This is a genomic window from Variovorax sp. Varisp46 (assembly GCF_059491885.1).
Genome location: NZ_CP168515.1, coordinates 3,774,972 through 3,796,059, shown reverse-complemented (window position 1 = coordinate 3,796,059; position 21,088 = coordinate 3,774,972). Strand labels below are relative to the sequence as shown.

Below are 21,088 nucleotides of genomic sequence, written 5' to 3'. Positions count from 1 at the left end.
CCGCGGTGTTTCTGGAAAAGGGCATGTGGTCCATGGGTCGCGGGGCGCTACAGTGACGGGATAATGGGGACATGGCCACACCATCGTCCCCATTTTCTTTTCTCGGCGACCTTTTCAATCGCATCGGCGAGCGTCTGCAGCCCCCGGACTGGGCGGTCCACGAGATCCAGCATCGCGCGGTCCTGTTCCTCAACCACGTGCTGCAGCAGGAGCCCGAGGCCCAGCAGCGGCTGCTGCGCCAGCAGGGGCGGGTGGTGCGTTTCCAGTGGCGCTTCGTGACGATGGAGCTGGTGGCCACGCCGGCCGGCCTGCTCGACCTGGCACCTGAGGGCTCGGTGCCTGAACTGACGCTCACCGTCATCGACGAATCCCCCTTCGACATCGCCCGCGCCACGCTGCGGGGCGACAAGCCGGCCGTGCAGATCATCGGCGACGTGCAGCTGGCGGCCGAGGTCAACTGGCTGGTCGACCACGTGCGCTGGGACGTCGAGGACGACCTGGCCCGCCTGATCGGCGACGTGCCCGCTCACACGCTCGGCAACGGCGTGCGTCGCGTCGTGGGCGCGCTGCGCCAGTTCGTCGGCGATCGCTCGGCCAAGGCTGGCGGCTCGGCGAGCGCGGCCGAATGAGGCGCTTCTACCGCGGCCTGTTCATCGTCTGGGTCGCACTGCGCTACGGCCTCGACGAGCTCGTGCTCACGAGCTTCCAGAAGCCCTGGCTGCGCGTGGTGGCGCGCGTCGTCTCGTTCGGGCGCAACCTCGATGCGCCGCGCGGCCAGCGCCTGCGCGAGGCGCTCGAGCGGCTCGGCCCCATCTTCGTGAAGTTCGGCCAGGTGCTGTCGACCCGGCGCGACCTGCTGCCGCCCGACATCGCCGACGAACTGGCCTTCCTGCAGGACCGCGTGCCGCCGTTCCCGTCGGCGGTGGCCATCGCGACCATCGAGCGTGCGTTCCGCCGTCCGGTGGGCGACGTGTTCGTGCAGTTCGACGAAACACCCATTGCCAGCGCTTCGATCGCGCAGGTGCACTTCGCGACCATCCGCACCAACCAGGGCGAGTTGCGTGAAGTGGCGGTGAAGGTGCTGCGTCCCAATATGCGCGGCGTGATCGAGAAAGACCTGGCGCTGATGGCCATGATGGCCGGCTGGATCGAGAACCTCTCGGCCGACGGCAAGCGCCTGAAGCCGCGCGAGGTGGTCGGCGAGTTCGACAAGTACCTGCACGACGAGCTCGACCTGGTGCGCGAGGCGGCCAACGCCGCCCAGCTGCGCCGCAACATGGCCGAACTCGACCTGGTGCTGATTCCCGAGATGTTCTGGGACTTCTGCCATCCGGAAGTCATCGTGATGGAGCGCATGAAGGGCGTGCCCATTGCGCAGATGGACCGCCTGCGCGCGGCCGGCGTCGACATTCCCAAGCTGGCGCGCGACGGCGTCACCATCTTCTTCACGCAGGTGTTCCGCGACGGCTTCTTCCATGCCGACATGCATCCCGGCAACATCCAGGTGAGCCTGGCGCCCGAGACCTTCGGGCGCTACATCTCGCTGGACTTCGGGATCATCGGCACGCTGACCGAGTCGGACAAGGAATACCTGGCGCAGAACTTCGTGGCCTTCTTCCGGCGCGACTACAAGCGCGTGGCCGAGCTGCACCTCGAGAGCGGCTGGGTGCCGGTGGGCACCCGCATCGACGAGCTGGAGGCAGCCATCCGCACCGTCTGCGAGCCGTACTTCGACCGGCCGCTGAAGGAAATCTCGCTGGGCATGGTGCTGATGCGCCTGTTCCAGACCTCGCGCCGCTTCCACGTCGAGATCCAGCCGCAGCTGGTGCTGCTGCAGAAGACGCTGCTCAACATCGAGGGCCTGGGCCGCAACATCGATCCCGAGCTCGACCTCTGGGCCACGGCCAAGCCCTTTCTCGAGAAATGGATGGTCGACCAGATCGGCCCCAAAAAGCTGTTCCAGCAGCTCAAGGCCGAGGCGCCGCGGTACGCCAAGCTGCTGCCCCAATTGCCGCGCCTGCTGCACGATTTCCTCGAAAATCGGCCGGTCGACAACCGCCGCGAGCTGCTCGAACTGCTGGCCGAGCAGAAACGCACCAACCGTTTGCTGCAGACGATCGTCTACGGTGGCATAGGTTTTGTATTGGGGTTGCTCGCCATGCAATTGCTGGTGCGCGTGCGTCTGTTCTAGAGGAGTTTCTGCCGTGTTGCTGACGCTGGTCATCGTCTATCTGCTGGTCACCATCGCGATCGGTCTTTATGCCGCCAAGCGGGTGAAGAACACCACCGACTTCGCCATCGCCGGGCGGCACCTGCCGCTCTACATGATCGTCACGACCACCTTCGCGACCTGGTTCGGCTCCGAAACGGTGCTCGGCATTCCGGCCAAGTTCATCGAGGGCGGGCTCAACGGCGTGATCGAGGACCCGTTCGGCGCGGGCACCTGCCTGATCCTGGTGGGCCTGTTCTTCGCGGGCAAGCTCTACCGCATGACGCTGTTGACCATCAGCGATTACTACCGCGAGCGCTACGGCCGCGGCGTCGAGGTGGCCTGCTCGCTCATCATCATGCTGAGCTACCTGGGCTGGGTGTCGGCGCAGGTCACGGCGCTGGGGCTGGTGTTCAACCTGCTGTCGGGTGGCGTCATCAGCATTCCCGTGGGCATGGTGATCGGCGTGGTCTCGATCCTGGCGTACACGCTGTTCGGCGGCATGTGGTCGGTGGCCGTCACCGACTTCATCCAGATGATCATCCTGGTGGCCGGCCTTGCCGTGATCGCGATGTTCGCGGGCAACATGGCCGGCGGCGCCGACAAGGTGGTGGCCTTCGCGGTCAGCAAGGACCTCTTCAAGTTCTGGCCCGAACCCAACTGGCACGACATGGTCTTCTTCCTCGCGGCCGCCATCACCATGATGCTGGGCTCCATCCCGCAGCAGGACGTTTTCCAGCGCGTGATGTCCGCCAACAGTGCCAAGGCGGCGCAGCGCGGGCCGGTGATCGGCGGCCTGGCGTACATCCTGTTCGCCTTCGTGCCGATGTTCCTGGTGGCCAGCGCGCTGCTGATCATGCCGGAGCAGACCGCCACCCTGCTGAAGGAAGATCCGCAGAAGGTGCTGCCCACGTTGGTGCTGCAGAAGATGCCGTTCGTGATGCAGGTGCTGTTCTTCGGTGCGCTGCTGTCGGCCATCAAGTCGACCGCCTCGGCCACGCTGCTGGCGCCCAGCGTCACCTTCACCGAGAACATCTGGCGCCAGTTCCGCCCCGCCGGCACCGACCGCCAGAACCTCATGACGATGCGCATCACGGTCTTGCTGTTCAGCGCCGCGGTGCTTGCCTACGCCATCCGCATGCAGGGCACGCCAATCTACGAACTGGTGTCGGGCGCCTACCAGGTGCCGCTGGTCGGCGCCTTCGTGCCACTGGTGTGCGGCCTGTACTGGCGCCGCGCCACCACCCAGGGCGCCATCGCCTCGATCGTCCTGGGCATCGGCATATGGCTGCTGTTCCTGTGGATGCCCTGGGGCAGTGCGTTTCCGGCCCAGCTGGCAGGCGTGCTGTGCTCGTTCGCGGGCATGGTGGCCGGATCGCTGCTGCCGCAATGGTTGGCGAACACTCACACGCCGCACCGGCCTTTGACGACGGAACCGGCCTGAAGCAGGGGGCAGCCCTATAATCGAGGGCTTTGCGAGCGGCAGCTGCGCCGCTTTTTTGACCTCATTTCCCATGCCCATCTACGCCTACAAGTGCAGTGCCTGCGGCTTTGCCAAAGACGCTTTGCAGAAGATGTCCGACGCGCCCCTCACGGTGTGTCCGGCGTGCGGCGCGAGTGCGTTCGAAAAACAGGTCACGGCCGCCGGCTTCCAGCTCAAGGGCTCGGGCTGGTACGTGACCGATTTCCGTGAGGGCGGCGGCAAGAAGTCCGAACCGTCCACGGCGCCCGCGTCCAGCGACGGCGGCAAGTCCGCCGAGTCTTCCTCTTCCACAACCGTCGCCGCGCCGAGCCCTGCTCCGGCGCCCGCTGCACCGGCCCCCGCGCCGGCCGCGGCCAGCGGCGACTGATCGATCCCGACCGCCATGCTCGCCCTGCGCAAATGGTTGCTGTCCGGCCTGCTGGTCATCGTGCCGCTGGTCATCACGCTCGGCGTGCTGAACTGGATCATCGGCACGCTCGACCAGACGCTGTGGCTGCTGCCCGCGCAGTGGCAGACCTGGCTCAGCGACCACAAGGTGCGCGGCCTGGGCGTGCTGCTCACGCTGGCCATCCTGCTGGTGGTGGGCGCCACGGCCAGCAACTTCGTCGGCAAGCGCCTGCTCGGGTGGGGCGACGCCGTGGTGCGCCGCATTCCGGTGGTGCGCTCGATCTACTCCAGCGTCAAGCAGGTGTCGGATACGCTGTTTTCCGAGAACGGCAATGCCTTCCGCACGGCGGTGCTGGTGCAGTGGCCGCGCGAGGGCGTGTGGACCATCGCCTTCGTGACCGGCGCGCCCGGCAACGAAGTCGCCGAGCACCTCGGCGAGGGGGAATTCCTCAGCGTCTACGTGCCGACCACGCCCAACCCGACGGGCGGCTACTTCGTGATGCTCAAGCGCAGCGACTGCATCGAACTGAAGATGAGCGTGGACGAAGCGCTCAAGTACATCGTCTCGATGGGGGTGGTCGTTCCAGGCGGCCCCGCCACGGTGGCGGTGAAGTCTTCCAACTCATAAAAACGAACGCGCCCACAAGGCGCCGGAATGGATTCCTATGGCCATGCGTACTCACTATTGCGGTCTCGTGACCGAAGCCCTGCTGGGCCAGACCGTCACCCTGTGCGGCTGGGTCAACCGCCGCCGCGACCACGGCGGCGTGATCTTCATCGACGTGCGCGACCGCGAAGGCTATGTGCAGGTGGTGTGCGACCCCGACCGCGCCTCGACCTTCGCCGTCGCCGAGAACCTGCGCAACGAGTTCTGCGTGCAGATCACCGGCCTCGTGCGCGCACGCCCCGAAGGCACGACCAACGACCAGCTCAAGAGCGGCAAGATCGAAGTGCTGTGCCATGAGCTCAAGGTGCTGAACCCCTCGGTCACGCCCCCGTTCCTGCTGGACGACGACAACCTGTCGGAAACCACCCGCCTCACGCACCGCGTGCTCGACCTGCGCCGTCCGGCCATGCAGCGCAACATGATGCTGCGCTACAAGGTGACGATGGAAACGCGCAAGTTCCTCGATGCCAACGGCTTCATCGACATCGAGACGCCGATGCTGGGCAAGTCCACGCCCGAAGGCGCGCGCGACTACCTCGTGCCCAGCCGCGTGCACGACGGCAGCTTCTTCGCGTTGCCGCAGTCGCCCCAGCTGTTCAAGCAGCTCTTGATGGTGGCCGGCTATGACCGCTACTACCAGATCGTGAAGTGCTTCCGCGACGAAGACCTGCGCGCCGACCGCCAGCCCGAATTCACGCAGATCGACATCGAGACCTCGTTCCTCGCCGAAGAAGAAATCCGCGAGATGTTCGAAGGCATGATCCGCAACGTGTTCCGCAATGCCGCGGGCATCGACCTGCCGGTATTTCCGACCATGACGTACGGCGACGCGATGCTCAAGTACGGTTCGGACAAGCCCGACCTGCGCGTGAAGCTCGAGTTCACCGAGCTCACCGAACTGATGAAGCGCGTGGAATTCAAGGTGTTCTCGAATGCCGCCACCATGAAGGGCGGCCGTGTGGTCGCGCTGCGCGTGCCTGGCGGCGGTGCCGAAGGCGGCCTGTCGCGCGGGGAAATCGATGCGTACCAGGAGTTCGTCAAGATCTACGGTGCCAAGGGCCTGGCCTACATCAAGGTCAACGACGCGGCTGCTGGCCGCGAAGGCCTGCAGAGCCCGATCGTCAAGAACCTCGACGACGCCTCGCTGGCTGAGATCATCGCCCGCACGGGCGCGCGCAACGGCGACATCCTGTTCTTCGGTGCCGACAAGGAAAAGGTCGTCAACGACGCCATCGGCGCGCTGCGCGTGAAGATCGGCCACAGCGCCTTCGGCAAGAAGGCGGGCCTCTTCGACGACCGCTGGGCGCCGCTGTGGGTGGTCGACTTCCCGATGTTCGAGTTCGACGAGGAAGGCCAGCGCTGGAGCGCCGTGCACCATCCGTTCACCGCGCCGAAGGACGGCCATGAAGACCTCATGGACACCGCACCCGAGAAGTGCATCGCCAAGGCCTACGACATGGTGCTCAACGGCATCGAGATGGGTGGCGGCTCGGTGCGTATCCATCGCGAGGAAGTGCAGAGCAAGGTGTTCCGCGCGTTGAAGATCAGCGCCGACGACGCGCAGCTCAAGTTCGGCTTCCTGCTCGACGCGCTGCAGTATGGCGCGCCGCCGCACGGTGGCATCGCCATCGGCCTGGACCGCCTCGTCATGCTCATGACCGGCGCCGAGTCGATCCGCGACGTGATCGCCTTCCCCAAGACCCAGCGCGCGCAAGACCTGCTGACGCAGGCGCCGAGCCCGGTCGACGAGAAGCAGTTGCGCGAGCTGCACATCAAGCTGCGCAACACGCCCCAGGCAGCCTGATACGGCCATGACGACCAGCCCCCGACCCTGGAAGATCCCGGAGTCGGTGCTGGTCGTGATCCACACGCCGGCGCTCGATGTGCTGCTGATCCGGCGTGCGGATGCCGAGACCGACTTCTGGCAGTCGGTCACCGGCAGCAAGGACGCCGCCGACGAGCCCCTCGCGCTCACCGCGGCGCGAGAGGTGGCCGAGGAAACCGGCATCCGGTGCGGCGAGGGCACCGCGCTCGCCCCGCGGCTGGCCGACTGGCAGCTGCGCAATGTCTACGAAATTTATCCACGGTGGCGCGCCCGCTATGCGCCCGGCGTGACGCACAACACCGAGCACCTGTTCGGCCTCTGCGTACCCGATCGCCTGACGCCCACGCTCGATCCGCGCGAACACACCGACTGGAAGTGGCTGCCGTACCGCGAAGCGGCGGACGCGTGCTTTTCCCCGTCGAACGCCGAAGCCATCCTGTTGCTGCCAGAATTTGCGCGATGAACCAGCCGGCAGCAACAGCAGCGCAGAACCTCCGGGTCGCGACCTACAACATCCACAAGGGTGTGCAGGGCATCGGGCCCGCGCGGCGGCTCGAGATCCACAACCTGGGCCACGCGATCGAGCAGCTCGACGCCGACATCGTCTGCCTGCAGGAGGTGCGCAAGATGAATCGGCAGGCCGCCACACGCTTCGCGCACTGGCCCGAACTGCCGCAGGCCGACTTCCTCGCGCCCGAGGGCTACACCGCGGTCTATGAGACCAATGCCGTTACGCGCCACGGCGAGCACGGCAATGCGCTGCTCACGCGCTGGCCGGTGCTGCGCACCAGCCACCAGGACATCTCCGACCACCGATTCGAGCAACGCGGGCTGTTGCACGTGGTGATCGACGTCGAGGGCCGCAGGGTGCACGCCATCGTGGTGCACCTGGGGCTCATCAGGGGCAGCCGGGTGCGGCAGGTCGCACGCCTGCGCGAGTTCATCGACCGCGAAGTGCCGCCCGACGAGGCCGTGGTGGTCGCGGGAGACTTCAACGATTGGGGTGCCCGCATGCGCTACGCCATGAACGCCATGGGACTGCGCGACACCAGCGACCTGCGTGGTGCGCGCACGCTCACTTACCCCTCGCGCCTGCCGGTGGCGCAACTCGACTTCGTCTACGGGCGCAGGCTGGAGCCGCAGGCCTGCACGGTGCCGCGCGGGCCGATCTGGGCCCGCATGTCCGACCACCTGCCGCTGGTGGCTGATTTCACGCTCCTCAATTGATAGCATTGCTCCAAGAAGGGACGGGCGTTGCGGGCCCGAATGTCTGGAGCCATTCACTGGTACGATCCCCGCCATGCTGAGGAAAACCGACGTCGACCCGCGCCCCGATCGAAACGACGATGACGAGGGCACGCCCGTCTCCGTGAAGATCCGCGAGCGCATCACCGCAGCGCGCAAGCGCTTCAACGCCAACGACAACATCGCCGAGTTCATCGAGCCCGGCGAGCTGGAGACCTTGCTCGACGAGGTCGAGGTCAAGATGAAGGGCGTGCTCGAAAGCCTGGTCATCGACGTCGAGAACGACCACAACACCGACAACACCGCGCGCCGCGTCGCCAAGATGTACCTCAATGAGGTGTTCAAGGGCCGCTACGTGGCGCCGCCCTCGCTCACCGAGTTTCCCAACGCCGAGCACCTGAACGAGCTGATGATCGTCGGCCCGATCACCGTGCGCAGCGCCTGCTCGCACCACTTCTGCCCGATCATCGGCAAGCTGTGGATCGGCGTGATGCCCAACGAGCACACCAACGTGATCGGCCTGTCGAAGTACGCGCGCCTGGCCGAGTGGGTCATGGGCCGTCCGCAGATCCAGGAAGAAGCCGTGGTGCAGCTGGCCGACCTGATCCAGGAAAAGACGCAGCCCGACGGCCTTGCCCTCGTCATGGAGGCCGAGCATTTCTGCATGGCCTGGCGCGGCGTGAAGGAAATGGACAGCAAGATGATCAACTCCGTGATGCGCGGCGTGTTCCTGAAAGATCCGAGCCTGCGCCGCGAATTCCTTTCCCTCCTTCCCCGAAAGGGCTGAGCCATGCTGGTCCGACTTCTCTACGCCAGCCGCGCCGTCGACACCAGCCCCGAGGCCATCGAGGCGATCCTTGCGCAATCGCGCTCGCACAACACGACCTGCGGCATCACCGGCATCCTCTGCTATGGCGCGGGCACCTTCCTGCAGGCCATCGAAGGTGGCCGCATGGCCATCAGCGAGCTGTACGGCCACATCCAGCGGGACGGGCGCCACAAGGACGTGGTGCTGCTGCACTACGAGGAGATTTCCGAACGCCGCTTCGGCGGCTGGACGATGGGGCAGGTCAACCTGTCGAAGCTCAATGCCTCGACGCTGCTGAAGTATTCCGAGAAACCCGAGCTCAACCCGTATGCGGTCTCGGGCAAGGTTTCGCTGGCGCTGCTCGAGGAACTGATGGCCACCGCGGCCATCGTCGGCCGACACTAGAACGTGGCCCCCGCGCTCTGCCTCGCATAGATCGAGGTGCCGCTCTCCGCATTCGCCCTGATCCTGCTCGCCGGGGTCATTCATGCCAGCTGGAACATCGCCGCCAAGAAGGCGAACGGCGATGCGCGTTTCGCCTTCCAGAGCGGCGTATTCATGGCCGTCGTGTGGGCGCCGGTGGGCATCGCGCTCGGCTGGCGCGTGGTGCCGGCCTGGGGCTTGCGCGAATGGGGCTTCGTCGCGTTGAGCGGCGTGCTGCACGTCTTCTACTATGTGATCCTGCTGCGGGGCTACCGCAAGTCCGACCTTACGGTGGTCTATCCGCTGGCGCGCGGTTCGGGCCCGCTGCTGTCGTCGCTGGTCGCGATCCTGTTCCTCGGCGAGACGATCAGCCTTGTCGGCGTGGCCGGCATCTTCGGCGTGGCGCTGGGCGTGTTCCTCGTGGCGGGTGGCCCGCGCCTGTGGCACGGCAAGCATGACCCGGCGCAGCGCGAGCGTGTGCACAAAGGCATCCGCTACGGCGTGCTGACCGGCGCCTTCATCGCGGCCTACACGGTGGCCGACAGCTATGCGGTCAAGTTCCTGGCGATGTCGCCGATCCTGCTCGACTACATGAGCAACTTCGTGCGGCTCGTGCTGCTGCTGCCCGCCGCACTGCAGGACCGCGCGACCACAGCGCGCATGTGGCGCGCGCAATGGAAGTACGCGCTGCTGGTGGCGGCAATCAGCCCCGTGTCGTATGTGCTCGTGCTCTACGCGGTGCAGCAGGCGCCGATCTCGCACGTCGCGCCGGCGCGCGAGGTGTCGATGCTGTTCGCCGCGCTGGTCGGCGGCCACCTGCTGCGCGAAGGCGACCGGCTCTTGCGGCTGCTGGGCGCGTTGTTCATCGCCGCCGGCGTCGTCGCGCTCGCGATGGGCTGAGGCCATGGTGCTGTTCGGCTGCGATTTTTCCAGCGCGCCGACGGCACGCAAGCCGATCGTGGTGGCTGCCGGTGAACTCGCCGATGGCAATCGCGTCGTGCTGACCGGCCTGCAGCGCTTCTCGACGCTCGAAGCATGGGGCGAATGGCTGTGCGCCACGCCCGCCTGGACCGGCGGTTTCGATTTTCCATTCAGCCTGCCGCGCGAACTCGTCGAGCATCTGGGATGGCCGGTGCAATGGGCGCCGTTGATGGCCCATTACGCCAGCCTGAGCCGCGCCGAAATCCGCGAGACCTTCGCCGCATTCTGTGCGGTGCGACCCCTCGGCGGCAAGTTCGCGCACCGTGCGACCGATGGACCCGCAGGTTCCAGCCCGTCGATGAAGTGGGTCAATCCGCCGGTGGCCTACATGCTCCACGCAGGTGTGCCGCGCCTGCTGGCCGCCGGTGCACGCATTCCCGGCCTGCACGCCGGCCCTGGCGCGGACCGCATTGCGCTGGAGGCCTATCCCGGCCTGCTGGCGCGGGAGTTGATCGGGCGCCGCAGCTACAAGAGCGACGAGCTGCCGAAGCAGACGCCCGAACGGCTCGCCGCACGCACCGACCTGCTCGTCGCGCTCGAAGCGGGCACCACGCGCCTCGGCCTGCGGCTTGGCGTCACCGCGCCGCAGCGCGCCGAACTGCTGGCCGATGCCCGCGGCGACGACATCGACGCGGTGCTGTGCCTCGTGCAGGCGGCCTGGGCACTGCAGCGCGCGCAAAGCCCCGGGCCCGGCCATGGCCTGCCGCGAAATTTCGATCCGCTTGAAGGATGGATCGTCACCGCCTGAGCCTCGTTGTCCTACACCGCTTCGGGCTTCCGTCGGCGTCCGCGGCCGTCGGCGAAAGCCTAGATTGAAATCGGCGGGCCGTTGCGGACCGCGCATTTCATCACCCGATCAGGAAGGACAACGACATGAACAAGGACCAATTGGCAGGCCGCATGGAAGAAGCCAAGGGCAAGCTGAAGGAAGTGGCCGGCAAGGCCGTCGGCAGCGAAAAGCTCGAAGGCAAGGGCATTGCCGAACAGGCCGCCGGCAAGGTTCAGAAGACCTACGGCGACGTCAAGGAGCGGGCCAAGGACGCTATCAAGTCGGGCGCCAACAAGCTGTGACGCCCATTTCCCGTGCGCAATCGAGCGACGGACAGGAGGATTTCCAGATGAACGAACACATTACCCCCATCACCATGCCGCACTCGCGCGCGTGGCTCGCCGTGCTCGTGGCCGGCGTTGCGCTGACGCTGGCCGGCTGCGACAAGTCCGACAACCGCACGGCGGGCGAGAAGCTCGACAGTGCGGTAGCCAAGACCGAGAAAGCGGCCGATACCGCGGCGGCCAAGACCGGCGAGGCCGTCAGGGATGCCAAGGCCAAGGTTGAGTCGTCCAGCACCACGGCCGAGGTGAAGGAAGGCATGGCCCGTGCCAAGGAAGCTGCCAAGGACGCCGGCGCCGCGATGAGCGCGACGATGGACGATGCCGCCATCACGGCCTCCGTATCCGCAGGCCTCGCCAAGGACCCGGACCTCAGCGCGATCAAGATCGACGTCGACACGAAGGGCGGCGCCGTGAGCCTGAAGGGACCCGCGCCCACCGCCGCCGCCAAGGCGCGCGCCGAGGAGATCGCCAAGGGCGTGCAGGGCGTGACATCGGTGAACAACCAGCTCGAAGTGAAGGGCTGATCGCCACCCTGCGCCAGGCGCAAAAAATGAAGAAGCCCGGTCTCTGCCGGGCTTTTTTTTGGCGAGAGCTCTCCGGGCCCTCGGCTCGATGGTCAATGGCCGAGCCAGTCCTTCAGTTCGTCGGCATGCTCTTCTTCCTCCGAGAGGATGTCCTCGAGCATGCGGCGCGTGGTCGGGTCCTTGTCGCCGATCAGGGTGATCATCTGGCGATACGCCTCCACCGCAATGCGTTCGGCGACGAGGTTGGCGCGCACCATCGATTGCAGGTCGGTCGACTCGTCGTAGGCTGCATGGCTACGGTCCAGCAGGTGGCTGGGTGCGAAGTCGGGCTCGCCGCCCAACTGCACGATGCGCTCGGCGATGCGGTCGGCGTGTGCCGACTCGGCGTTGGCATGCACGAGGAACTCGTCGGCAATGGCGGGCGAGTCCACGCCGTTGGCGGTGAAGTAATGGCGTTTGTAGCGCAGCACGCAGACCAGTTCGGTGGCGAGTGCGTCGTTCAGGAGCTTGACGACGTCGTCGCGCCAGGGGCCATAGCTGGGCGTGACGGCGCCTTCGTCGAGGCTGTTGCGCGCGGCGTCCAGGCCGCCCTGGTCCAGCACCAGGTGCTTGTGCTGAGCCGCCTTGGAGGATGAGGAAACATCGACTTTCATGGAGGGTCCTTTCGTGGGAGGCTTGTGGTCTTGCGCATCAAGGTGTTGACGAGGTCGGCCACGTCGGATGTCTTCAGTACCGCTGCAAGCACGGCCGTGGCCGACAGCAGGCGCCACGGCTTCACGAGCACCAGCACCGCGCCTGTGGCCGCGGCCGCGGCCATCAGCTTGGCCGGCTCCTTGCGCGCATAGTGCTCGAGCAGCGGACGGGCCAGTTGGCCGACCGCGTGTGCCGGATGCCGGCGCCACCAGCGTTCCACCACGCCGCGGCCCATCGAGAGCCACACGTTGTTTCGTCCCCGCCGCGGGTTTTGCGGGTGCCGCTTGCGGCGCGGCGCGGCGGCCGATGGGTCGTCGAACGCGTATTCCAGTTCGTCCTCGGGCTCGCGGTCGCGTTCCGCCCGGGGTTGTGGGTCGTCGTTCGCGGCGTCCGCATCGCCGTTCAGCTGCCGCACCAGCGCGCGGCGCGAGAGGGCCAGGCGCTGCTGCGGGGTGAGGGAGGAGCGTTCATCGCTGTTCATGGGCAGCTCCGGCGTCGCGCAAGGCCTGCAGGTCGGCGCCCAGCTGCGAGCGCAGATCGTCGAAACCGTAGCTCGGAACGGACTTCGTCGCGTACCACGTACAGATGGCCGCTATCACCAGCGCCACGCCCGGCACGGCCACGAGCACCCAGTGAAAGCTGCCGTGCATCACGCCCAGCAGCACTGCGACCCCCGTCAGTCCAAGGGCCAGTGCGGCGCAGGCCGCAGCCAGCACGCCTGCGACGATGCGGGCGACAAGCCCGCGTCCCGCCTGCGCTGATTCCTGGCGCACGAGGGCGGCGTAGTTGGCAAGGTGTTCAGCGACCAGTTCCGGATGCCCGAGCACCGTGGAGAAAATCGGATGAAGCATGGTGCCGGGATGGGTGGAGCGAAAAAGGTCGGCGGATCAGTAGTCGTCCCGGCTGCGGCGGCTGGCCAGCACGATGAGCGCCGTGATGGCAGCGCCGGCGGCCGCGGCCAGAAGCACCGAGCGCACCGGCTGGTCGGAGATGTAGCGGCCCGTGACGTCGGCAGCCTGTTCGAGTCGGCGCTGCGCACGTGCGCTGGTGGTGGACGCGGCGTCCAGCCCGCGCTGAACGGCCTGCTGCACGCGGGCAGCCAGCTGCTCGACAGCGGGTTCGGCATCGCGTTGCAGGTCGCGGACCTTTTCGCCCGCCGCATTCACCGCGTTCTGTGCATAGGCGCGGGTCGTTTCGACCGCTTCGCGCGCGGTCTGGCGGGCGTCGTCGGCGAGTTGCGAGGGAGTCTTGGTCGTCGTGTTCATGTGAAAGTCCTTTCCGGAAAAATGAAATGCGCAAGCCTGTTGATCGTAACGACGCTACTTGCGTCGTAGCAAGCCGGCAAGGAAGCTCGCAATCGCGAGGATCGCGAAGATCACGAAAAGGATCTTGGCAATGCCGACCGCGCTGGCGGCGATGCCACCGAACCCGAACAGGGCCGCGATCAACGCGATGACCAGAAACACCACGGCGTAATGCAACATGCGGAACTCCTTCGAGGCTGCCCTCGTTGTGTTGTAAGCGGCGCATGCCGGACTCCCGCAGGGGAAGTACCGGATGGCACAGGTGCAACCTTAAGTGGGGCACTGCCGCAGACCTGTCAGCGGCCGGGGGCGGGGTGCGTAGGAGATGGCCGAGTCGCCCTGCGCCGATATGTGAAGGAGTAGCGCTGTCCGGCGTCTCAAACGGGTTTGACGATGGGCAGCATGGCGCTCAGGCGCGTGCCTCTGCCCGGCGTCGACGACACCGTGAGCTTGCCGCGCGCCGCCTCCACCCGATGCCGCATGCCCGCGAGGCCGTGTGTCGATGGCCGCATGCGCTGCGTGTCGAAGCCCTTGCCGTTGTCCGCCACTTCCACGATCACGTGGTTTTCATAGTTCTTCAGCACGATGGTGGCTTCGCTGGCCTCGGCGTACTTGCCGATGTTGGTGAGGCTCTCCTGCACCATGCGGTAGATGGTGAGCTGGCGCGATTCATCCATGGTCACCGGCTCCAGCGCCATCTCGATCTGCAGGCCCGAGCGCTCCCCGAACTCGCGCCCCAGGATCTCCAGCGATGCGACCAGCCCCAGGTTTGAGAGCGACGACGGCCGCAGGTCTTCGATGATGCGGCGCTTGAGCGCGATGCCGCTGTTGAGCAGCTCGGTCAGATGCTGCAGCCGCTGGGTGGCGTCGGGTGCGTCCGTCAGCCGCGACTTCAGCCGCGCCACGTCCAGCTTGGCGGCGGTGAGCAGCGAGCCCAGTTCGTCGTGCAGCTCGCGCGCGAGGTAGCCGCGCTCGGTTTCGCGCACATCCTGCAGATGGGTTGCCAGTTCGGCCAGCGAGGCAGTGCGTTCGAGCACTTCGTCCTCCAGCGCATTGCGCTCGCGCTGCAGGGCCTCCTGCTGGCGCTCGCCGATGGAGCGCAGCGCATGCGTCTGGCGCAGGTACAGGAAAAAGGCGATCAGCGCCGCCAGCGCCACGATGGCGGTGCCGACGCGCGCCAGCTGCAGCGAGCGCAGCACCTGCTGCTGGCTTCGCTGCAGGGTGTTGTTGCTGGTCTTCACCAGTTCGCTCGCTGTCGTGCGGATGGCCTCCATCTCCTCGCGGCCGACATCGGTCGTGATGACGAACTTCCAGGCGTCGTCCTTGCCGTCCTGGCGCAGCCGCACGCTCATGTCCATCTCGGCCACCTTGCGCAGCACGTGCTTCGACAGTTCGGCCAGCTGGGTGAGTTCGGCCGGCCTGGCGGCGTACAGCCGGCGCAGCGTGGCGAGATGGCCGTCGACCTGTTTGACCGCGTCGTCGTAGGGCTTTCGGTAGCTCGCCTCTCCGGTCAGCAGGTACCCTCGCTGGCCGGTTTCGGCATCCAGCATGTTCTGCAGGATCTGGTTGAGCGTGCCGCGCACCTGCTGCGCCTCGTCGATGTCGGCCAGGGCGCGGCTCGACTGCCGGTAGCCGGCCTCGTTGATGCCGACGAGGGCCAGTGCAGCCAGCGCCGCGAGCAGCAGGCTCACGGCCATTCGTGGAGGGGCTAACCAGTGCATGAAACTTTCAAGGTCGCTTGACGCGCAAGTTCGTGAATAATTGATAACAATCAGGGACCGGTATGTTGCGACCCGCATGCCCGCAACACAACGACGAAAGTAACAGATGATCAAAATCGGAATTGTGGACGACCACGCCATCGTGCGATCGGGCCTCCGGCAGTTCTTCTCCGAGCACGTGGACCTGCGCGTGGCGGGTGAGGCAGCAAGCGGGCGCGAGGCCATCGAACTGGTGCGCACCACGGAACTCGACGTGCTGGTCATGGACCTTTCGATGCCGGGCCAAAGCGGCATCGACGCGCTCGCCATGATCCGCGCCAAGGCGCCGGACGTGGGCATCCTGATCCTCAGCGGCTACCCTGAAGAGCACTACGCGATGAACCTGATCCGGCAGGGCGCGAGCGGTTACCTGAACAAGGAATGCGATCCCATCGAGATCGTCAACGCCATCCGCACCATTTCGCTGGGCCGGCGCTACATCACGCCCGCCGTGGCCGAACTGCTGGCCCGCCAGCTCGACCGCAAGGACGACGCCGCGCCGCACGAGCAACTCTCGGAGCGCGAGTTCCAGGTGTTCCTGAAGCTCGCCAAGGGCGAGACCGCAGGCGACATCGCCAAGACGCTGTCGCTGTCGGTGAAGACCGTGAGCACCTACCGCACGCGCCTGATGGAGAAGATGAACCTCTCCTCCAACAGCGACCTCACGTACTACGCACTGAAGAACAAGCTGATCGATTGAGATCGGCCAGCGAGCGGGAAGGGGCCCCATGCAGCGGCTCCTTCTTCAACCTGTTCCGGACGAGGAATGCAGCGCCTTGGCCTGCCCGATGCAGAAGTCGACCAGCGCGTCGATTTCGTTCGACTTGTCGAACACCGCATCGACCCCGAACTCGGCGCAACGCCGCCTGATATCGGGCGTCGCATAGTTGCTGAGAACCACCACCTTCTGCACGGGCTTGCGCGACTGGCAGGCCTGGAGCACCCCCAGGCCGCTGCCTTGCTTGAGAAAGAGATCGACGATGACGAGGTCCCACTCGCCATCGTGGCCGAGCAGCCACGCGCGCGCGCCGCTCTCGGTTTCGGCGAAGCCAACCACCGTGGTGCAGGTAAGTTCTTCCAGCGTACCAATGAGGTTTTCACGGATCGTGAGGTTGTCTTCGACGACGTAGGTCTGCAATCTGGAATCCATGCCGAACCGCGCTTCCTCTGAGGTTGGCAGGCGCATTCGCGGCGCCTAGCTCCATGACCGCCTGCATATCGAGTGTGAGACGCTTCTGTCACCCCATCATGCAAGCTTCAACGTGCGGCTGTTGTAGGCGGGTTCCGACGCGTATACCCGCCCAAGTCTGCAACGCACCTTCGTAGGCGACGCCTCACGGTTTTTGCGGCCCGCCGCCGACCTGGACGACGCGAGGCCCGTAGTGACAATGACCCATGGCAACGATGATCCTTCGCAACCGGCCCCTCTGGCAGAAGCTGCTCGCATTCGTCGTGCTGCTGTTCGCGGCGCTGGTCATCGTGCTCGCCTTCTTCCCCTGGGACACGCTGCGCGGACCGGTCAACCGCTATGTCAGCGAGCAAACGGGGCGCAAGTTCGAGATCACGCGGCGGCTCGACGTGGGCCTTGGCTGGGGGCAGGCAACGGTCAAGCTGGACGGCATCGAGTTTGCCAATCCCTCTTGGGCGCGCGACCCGTACTTGGTCAAGGCGGACCGCGCCGAGTTCGACATCCGCGTCTGGCCGCTGATCACGAGCAAGGTCGTCATTCCCCGGTTGTTGCTTTTCTCGCCGACGCTCGGGTTGCAGATGGAGGCCGACGGGCGCCGAACCTGGGCGCTCGGCAAGGACACCTCCGACCCCGGCACGGTGCCCGACATCGGCCTCATCCAGGTCGATACCGGCGTGGTCGACTTCCTTGCCAAGCACCTCGGCGTCGACCTGCAAGCCGACCTGAGCTACGACAGCAGCCGCGGTGAAATGCCGCTCAACTACCGAATCAAGGGCCGCTACAAGGGCCAACCGCTGACCGCCAGTGGCCGCACCGGCAACGTGCTGCAGATCAATGCCGCGGGTGCGCCGCCGTTCCCGATGGAAATCAATGCGGCTGCCGGCCAGACCCAGCTGAAGGCCGCCGGCACCGTGGCCGAGCTGTCGGGGCTCGACGGCATCGATGCCAAATTCGAGATCAAGGGCCAGACGCTGGGCGCGCTATACCCGCTGCTCGGCATCGCGCTGCCACAGACTTCGCCCTATGTCCTGAGCGGCAAGCTGGGCAAGCGCGGCAAGCTGTGGCAGGCCACCGGCCTCAACGGCAGGCTGGGACTGTCCGACATCGCCGGCGACATGCGCTTCGACCAGGCCGGCCAGTTGCCGTACCTGGCGGGCGACCTGCGTTCGCGCGTGATGGACATGGACGACCTCGGCCCGTTGATCGGCCTGCAGCCCACGGCGCGCACTGCCAACGCCGTGGAAGGCGTAGCCCCGCCCCCGACCATCACGCAGGTCAGGCGCCCGGGCGGCAAGGTGCTCCCCGCGACCCCGCTTGACTTCGAGCGCGTGCGCGCAATGAACGCCGACGTGAAGTACACGGCCGACCGCATCCGCAACGTGCGCGACATTCCACTCGAGCGCGGCAGCGTTCAGGTCAAGCTGGCCAACGGCGTGCTCACGCTAGATCCGCTCGACCTCGGCATGGCTGGCGGCAGGTTCGCCGGCGCGATCCGCATCGATGCCTCGAAGAACCCGGCGGATATCCGCGCCTCGCTCGACGTACGGGCGATGCAGCTGGCCCGCCTCTTTCCCAAGCTCGAAACGACGGGCAACAGCGTGGGGCGGCTGGACGGGCGCATCAACCTGTCGGGCTCCGGCACTACCGTGGCCAACTGGCTCGGGGGCGTGTCGGGCGACGTGGCGGTCATGTCGGGGCGTGGCCAGTTCGGCAACCTGCTGCCGGTGTTCGCGACGCTGGTGGGCGGCGACATCATCAAGTTCGTGCTGCGCGGCGACCGCAACGTCGAGCTGCGCTGCGCGGCGTTGGCCTTCGACGTAAACAAGGGGCTGATGACGGGGCGCACGATGATGGTGGATACGACCAACGCCGTGTTCATCGCCACCGGCCAGGCCAACCTGGCAACCGAGGGGCTCGACTTCGTGATCCACCCGGAGCCCAAGAGCAAGAACATCCTGTCGATCCGCACGCCGCTGGTATTGAATGGCACCTTCGGAGCGCCGAAGGGCGGCCTGCAGGCGGGGCCGCTGGCGGGACGCGGCCTGGCCGCGCTGGCGCTGGGCGCCGTCAATCCGCTGCTGGCACTGGCCGCGACCGTCGAAACCGGGCCGGGTGCGGATTCCGATTGCAAGAGTGTGCTGGCTCAGGCAAACACCCCCGCGGCTGGGGCGCCCGCCAAGGGGGCAGCCCGCGCGAAGGGCGCAAAGCAGCCTTAAACGACGCCGTGGACGGGCAGGGCGGGGCGCTGCGCGCAGACGCTGCAGTGCGGGTCGCGCGCCACGCGCAGCGTGTCGAAAGATGTGCTGCGTCCGTCGAACATCAGCAGCCTGCCCGCCAGCGACGGCCCGATGCCGGCCAGCAGCTTTAGCGCTTCGCTGGCCTGCAGCGTGCCGATGGTCCCAACCACGGGACCGAACACACCCAGGACGGCGCAGCGCGTTTCCTCGAAGGCCGCATCGGGCGGGAACAGGCAGGCGTAGCAGGGCGAGGCGGCGTCACGGGTGTCGTAGACGCTCAACTGCCCGTCGAAGCGGATCGCCGCACCGGCCACCAGCGGCCTGCCATGGACCACGCAGGCGCGGTTGACGGCATGCCGCGTGGCAAAGTTGTCGCAGCAGTCCACGACCACGTCAGCCTCGGCCACCAGGCGCGACAGCAGTGCCTCGTCGGCGCGCAGGGCGTGGGTTTCGATGGTGATGTCGGGGTTGATGTCGCGCATGGCCCGCGCGGCCGATTCGACCTTGGCGAGGCCCACCCGCGCGTGGGTGTGGGCAATCTGGCGCTGGAGATTGGTGAGATCGACTTCGTCGTCGTCGACCAGCGCGATGTGGCCGACGCCTGCTGCCGCAAGGTACAGGGCAACCGGCGAGCCCAGCCCGCCGGCACCTATGACAAGAACTTGCCCGGCACTGACGCGCGTTTGCCCGTCGATGCCGAACTCCTCCAGAAGGATGTGGCGCGAGTAGCGCAGCAGATCGCTATCTTCCATGCGCCGCCCGGCTCAGTTTTCTTTCTTTTCTTCCTTGTTGTCGATGATGACCTGCGTCTTGCTCACGAGCACCGGCTGGCCCTTCAGGCGGTTGAGCGCCTGCACCAGCGGGAAGTCCTTGTCGGTGCCGAATTCGGGCACCTTGCGATCCTGCGGCGGCTTCTTGGCTTCTTCCTCGAGGCGCTTGCGGGCTTCGTCGCGGGCCTTTTCGCGTTCCGGGTCCTTGACTTCGGGGCCCTGGCCGCTGGCCAGGTGCTTCTCGAGGTCGGCTTCGCGCATGCGCAGGGCGGCAAACGGGCTGCCTTCGGCGCTTTCGTCGATCAGCACGTTGGGCACGATGCCCTTGGCCTGGATCGAGGTGCCGCTGGGCGTGTAGTAGCGCGCCGTGGTGATCTTCAGGCCGGTATCGGGGCCGAGCGGGCGCACCGTCTGAACCGAGCCCTTGCCGAAGGTCTGGCTGCCCATGACGGTTGCGCGCTTGTGGTCCTGCAGCGCGCCGGCCACGATTTCGCTGGCCGAGGCCGAGCCTTCGTTCACCAGTACCACCAGCGGCACGTTCTTCAGCGCGGCCGGCAGGCTGCGCAGCGGGTCGCTTCCGGAACGGCGCTGGTAGAACTCCGGCGCCGCCTTGTAGACGGACTTGCTTTCGGCCAGCTGGCCGTCGGTGGTGACCACCGTGACGTTCTCGGGCAGGAAGGCGGACGACACCGCCACCGCCGCGTCGAGCAAGCCGCCCGGGTCGTTGCGCAGGTCGAGCACCAGGCCCTTGAGGTTCGGATCTTCCTTGTACATCTCGTCGATCTTCTTCACGAAGTCGTCGACGGTGCGTTCCTGGAACTGCGACAGGCGGATCCAGCCGTAGCCGGGCTCCATGATCTTGCCGCGGACCGATTGCGTGCGGATTTCCTCGCGCGTGATCGTGACCGGGAAGGTGCGGCTTTCGTCCTTGCGGAAGATGGTCAGCAGCACCTTGGTGTTGGCTTCGCCGCGCATGCGCTTGACCGCCTCGTTCAGCGACAGGCCGCGCACGGCGGTGTCGTCGATCTTGGTGATCAGGTCGTTGGGCTTCAGTCCGGCGCGGAAGGCCGGGGAGCCTTCGATGGGCGAGACGACCTTGATCAGGCCGTCTTCCTGCGAAATCTCGATGCCCACGCCGACGAAGCGGCCGGTGGTGCCCTCGCGGAATTCCTTGAAGGACTTCTTGTCGAAGTACTGGGAATGCGGGTCGAGGCCCGCGACCATGCCCGAAATGGCGTCGGAGATGAGCTTTTTCTCGTCGACCGGCTCGACGTAGTCGCTCTTGACCATGCCGAAGACGGCAGCGAGCTGCTGCAATTCCTCGAGCGGTAGCGGCGCAAGCGATCCGCGTGCGACGGTCTGCAACGAGACGGTGGTCAGGACGCCGGCAACGGCGCCGGCGGCGACCCAGCCGGTGATCTTCAGTTTCTGGCCCATCATGAGTGGTTGTCCTTGTCGGCGGCTGTCAAA

General features: G+C 66.4%; 25 protein-coding genes. 16 read left to right on the top strand and 9 right to left on the bottom strand.

What is annotated here, in order from left to right:
• Positions 1-71 precede the first annotated feature (71 nt).
• The 14 genes from ACEN9N_RS17895 (at position 72) to ACEN9N_RS17830 (ending at position 11,665) form a co-directional block, all read left to right on the top strand.
• On the top strand, positions 72-629 hold the full coding sequence (locus tag ACEN9N_RS17895; protein WP_007837122.1) for a ubiquinone biosynthesis accessory factor UbiJ: 558 nt from the start codon (positions 72-74) through the stop codon (positions 627-629).
• The gene (gene ubiB / locus ACEN9N_RS17890; RefSeq protein WP_413314793.1) at positions 626-2,191 is read left to right on the top strand and encodes a ubiquinone biosynthesis regulatory protein kinase UbiB; all 1,566 of its coding nucleotides are present in this window, start codon (positions 626-628) and stop codon (positions 2,189-2,191) included. The genes ACEN9N_RS17895 and ubiB overlap by 4 nt, the downstream gene beginning before the upstream one ends.
• A 13-nt stretch (positions 2,192-2,204) precedes the next feature.
• Positions 2,205-3,653 (top strand): high affinity choline transporter 1, encoded by a 1,449-nt coding sequence (locus tag ACEN9N_RS17885; RefSeq protein WP_413314794.1) that lies wholly within the window; start codon positions 2,205-2,207, stop codon positions 3,651-3,653.
• A 70-nt stretch (positions 3,654-3,723) separates the two neighbouring features.
• On the top strand, positions 3,724-4,059 hold the full coding sequence (locus ACEN9N_RS17880) for an FmdB family zinc ribbon protein (protein ID WP_007837132.1): 336 nt from the start codon (positions 3,724-3,726) through the stop codon (positions 4,057-4,059).
• A gap of 15 nt (positions 4,060-4,074) precedes the next feature.
• Positions 4,075-4,707 carry a DUF502 domain-containing protein gene (locus ACEN9N_RS17875; protein WP_007837133.1) on the top strand — a complete coding sequence of 211 codons (633 nt, stop codon included), beginning with the start codon at positions 4,075-4,077 and terminating at the stop codon, positions 4,705-4,707.
• Between the two features lie 37 nt (positions 4,708-4,744).
• Entirely contained in the window at positions 4,745-6,550 is a 1,806-nt protein-coding gene (gene aspS, locus ACEN9N_RS17870; protein ID WP_495654181.1) for an aspartate--tRNA ligase, read from the top strand.
• A gap of 7 nt (positions 6,551-6,557) precedes the next feature.
• Entirely contained in the window at positions 6,558-7,034 is a 477-nt protein-coding gene (gene nudB, locus ACEN9N_RS17865; protein WP_413314796.1) for a dihydroneopterin triphosphate diphosphatase, read from the top strand.
• Entirely contained in the window at positions 7,031-7,798 is a 768-nt protein-coding gene (locus ACEN9N_RS17860) for an endonuclease/exonuclease/phosphatase family protein (RefSeq protein ID WP_007837139.1), read from the top strand. Before nudB ends, ACEN9N_RS17860 begins: the two co-directional genes overlap by 4 nt.
• A gap of 73 nt (positions 7,799-7,871) precedes the next feature.
• Positions 7,872-8,603, top strand: a complete 732-nt coding sequence (gene folE / locus ACEN9N_RS17855; protein ID WP_007837141.1) for a GTP cyclohydrolase I — start codon at positions 7,872-7,874, stop codon at positions 8,601-8,603.
• A gap of 3 nt (positions 8,604-8,606) precedes the next feature.
• Positions 8,607-9,029, top strand: a complete 423-nt coding sequence (locus tag ACEN9N_RS17850) for a BLUF domain-containing protein (RefSeq protein ID WP_007837143.1) — start codon at positions 8,607-8,609, stop codon at positions 9,027-9,029.
• A gap of 36 nt (positions 9,030-9,065) precedes the next feature.
• The gene (locus ACEN9N_RS17845; protein WP_495654180.1) at positions 9,066-9,947 is read left to right on the top strand and encodes a DMT family transporter; all 882 of its coding nucleotides are present in this window, start codon (positions 9,066-9,068) and stop codon (positions 9,945-9,947) included.
• A gap of 4 nt (positions 9,948-9,951) precedes the next feature.
• Positions 9,952-10,776 carry a DUF429 domain-containing protein gene (locus ACEN9N_RS17840; protein WP_413314798.1) on the top strand — a complete coding sequence of 275 codons (825 nt, stop codon included), beginning with the start codon at positions 9,952-9,954 and terminating at the stop codon, positions 10,774-10,776.
• A gap of 125 nt (positions 10,777-10,901) precedes the next feature.
• On the top strand, positions 10,902-11,099 hold the full coding sequence (locus ACEN9N_RS17835) for a CsbD family protein (protein WP_007837149.1): 198 nt from the start codon (positions 10,902-10,904) through the stop codon (positions 11,097-11,099).
• A 47-nt stretch (positions 11,100-11,146) separates the two neighbouring features.
• Positions 11,147-11,665 carry a BON domain-containing protein gene (locus ACEN9N_RS17830; RefSeq protein WP_413334031.1) on the top strand — a complete coding sequence of 173 codons (519 nt, stop codon included), beginning with the start codon at positions 11,147-11,149 and terminating at the stop codon, positions 11,663-11,665.
• A 92-nt stretch (positions 11,666-11,757) separates the two neighbouring features.
• Here the strand turns inward: ACEN9N_RS17830 and ACEN9N_RS17825 are convergent, their stop codons facing one another.
• The 6 genes from ACEN9N_RS17825 to ACEN9N_RS17800 all read right to left on the bottom strand — a co-directional run bounded on the left by ACEN9N_RS17825 (position 11,758) and on the right by ACEN9N_RS17800 (position 15,359).
• Positions 11,758-12,318, bottom strand: a complete 561-nt coding sequence (locus ACEN9N_RS17825; RefSeq protein WP_007837161.1) for a ferritin-like domain-containing protein — start codon at positions 12,316-12,318, stop codon at positions 11,758-11,760.
• Positions 12,315-12,839 (bottom strand): hypothetical protein, encoded by a 525-nt coding sequence (locus ACEN9N_RS17820; protein WP_495654179.1) that lies wholly within the window; start codon positions 12,837-12,839, stop codon positions 12,315-12,317. The genes ACEN9N_RS17825 and ACEN9N_RS17820 overlap by 4 nt, the downstream gene beginning before the upstream one ends.
• Entirely contained in the window at positions 12,826-13,209 is a 384-nt protein-coding gene (locus tag ACEN9N_RS17815) for a hypothetical protein (protein ID WP_413314802.1), read from the bottom strand. The genes ACEN9N_RS17820 and ACEN9N_RS17815 overlap by 14 nt, the downstream gene beginning before the upstream one ends.
• Before the next feature lie 36 nt (positions 13,210-13,245).
• Positions 13,246-13,623 (bottom strand): hypothetical protein, encoded by a 378-nt coding sequence (locus tag ACEN9N_RS17810; RefSeq protein WP_007837164.1) that lies wholly within the window; start codon positions 13,621-13,623, stop codon positions 13,246-13,248.
• 54 nt (positions 13,624-13,677) lie between these two features.
• Complete coding sequence (locus ACEN9N_RS17805; RefSeq protein ID WP_007837165.1) at positions 13,678-13,842, bottom strand: DUF1328 domain-containing protein; 165 nt, start codon at positions 13,840-13,842, stop codon at positions 13,678-13,680.
• Between the two features lie 197 nt (positions 13,843-14,039).
• Positions 14,040-15,359, bottom strand: coding sequence for a CHASE3 domain-containing protein (locus ACEN9N_RS17800; RefSeq protein WP_007837166.1), 1,320 nt, complete (start codon positions 15,357-15,359; stop codon positions 14,040-14,042).
• A 130-nt stretch (positions 15,360-15,489) separates the two neighbouring features.
• On the opposite strand from ACEN9N_RS17800, the gene ACEN9N_RS17795 reads away from it, so the two are divergent.
• Positions 15,490-16,122, top strand: coding sequence for a response regulator (locus ACEN9N_RS17795; protein WP_007837167.1), 633 nt, complete (start codon positions 15,490-15,492; stop codon positions 16,120-16,122).
• A gap of 45 nt (positions 16,123-16,167) precedes the next feature.
• On the opposite strand, the gene ACEN9N_RS17790 is transcribed toward ACEN9N_RS17795, so the two are convergent.
• Entirely contained in the window at positions 16,168-16,572 is a 405-nt protein-coding gene (locus tag ACEN9N_RS17790; RefSeq protein WP_042674050.1) for a response regulator, read from the bottom strand.
• A gap of 245 nt (positions 16,573-16,817) precedes the next feature.
• Here ACEN9N_RS17790 and ACEN9N_RS17785 point away from each other — a divergent pair, with 245 nt between their 5' ends.
• Positions 16,818-18,827, top strand: coding sequence for an AsmA family protein (locus ACEN9N_RS17785; RefSeq protein ID WP_495654178.1), 2,010 nt, complete (start codon positions 16,818-16,820; stop codon positions 18,825-18,827).
• Here ACEN9N_RS17785 and ACEN9N_RS17780 read toward each other — a convergent pair.
• Both ACEN9N_RS17780 and ACEN9N_RS17775 read right to left on the bottom strand, forming a co-directional pair.
• Positions 18,824-19,600, bottom strand: a complete 777-nt coding sequence (locus tag ACEN9N_RS17780) for a HesA/MoeB/ThiF family protein (RefSeq protein ID WP_495654177.1) — start codon at positions 19,598-19,600, stop codon at positions 18,824-18,826. The genes ACEN9N_RS17785 and ACEN9N_RS17780 overlap by 4 nt on opposite strands.
• Positions 19,601-19,612: 12 nt before the next feature.
• The gene (locus ACEN9N_RS17775) at positions 19,613-21,055 is read right to left on the bottom strand and encodes a S41 family peptidase (protein ID WP_042674053.1); all 1,443 of its coding nucleotides are present in this window, start codon (positions 21,053-21,055) and stop codon (positions 19,613-19,615) included.
• Positions 21,056-21,088 lie beyond the last annotated feature (33 nt).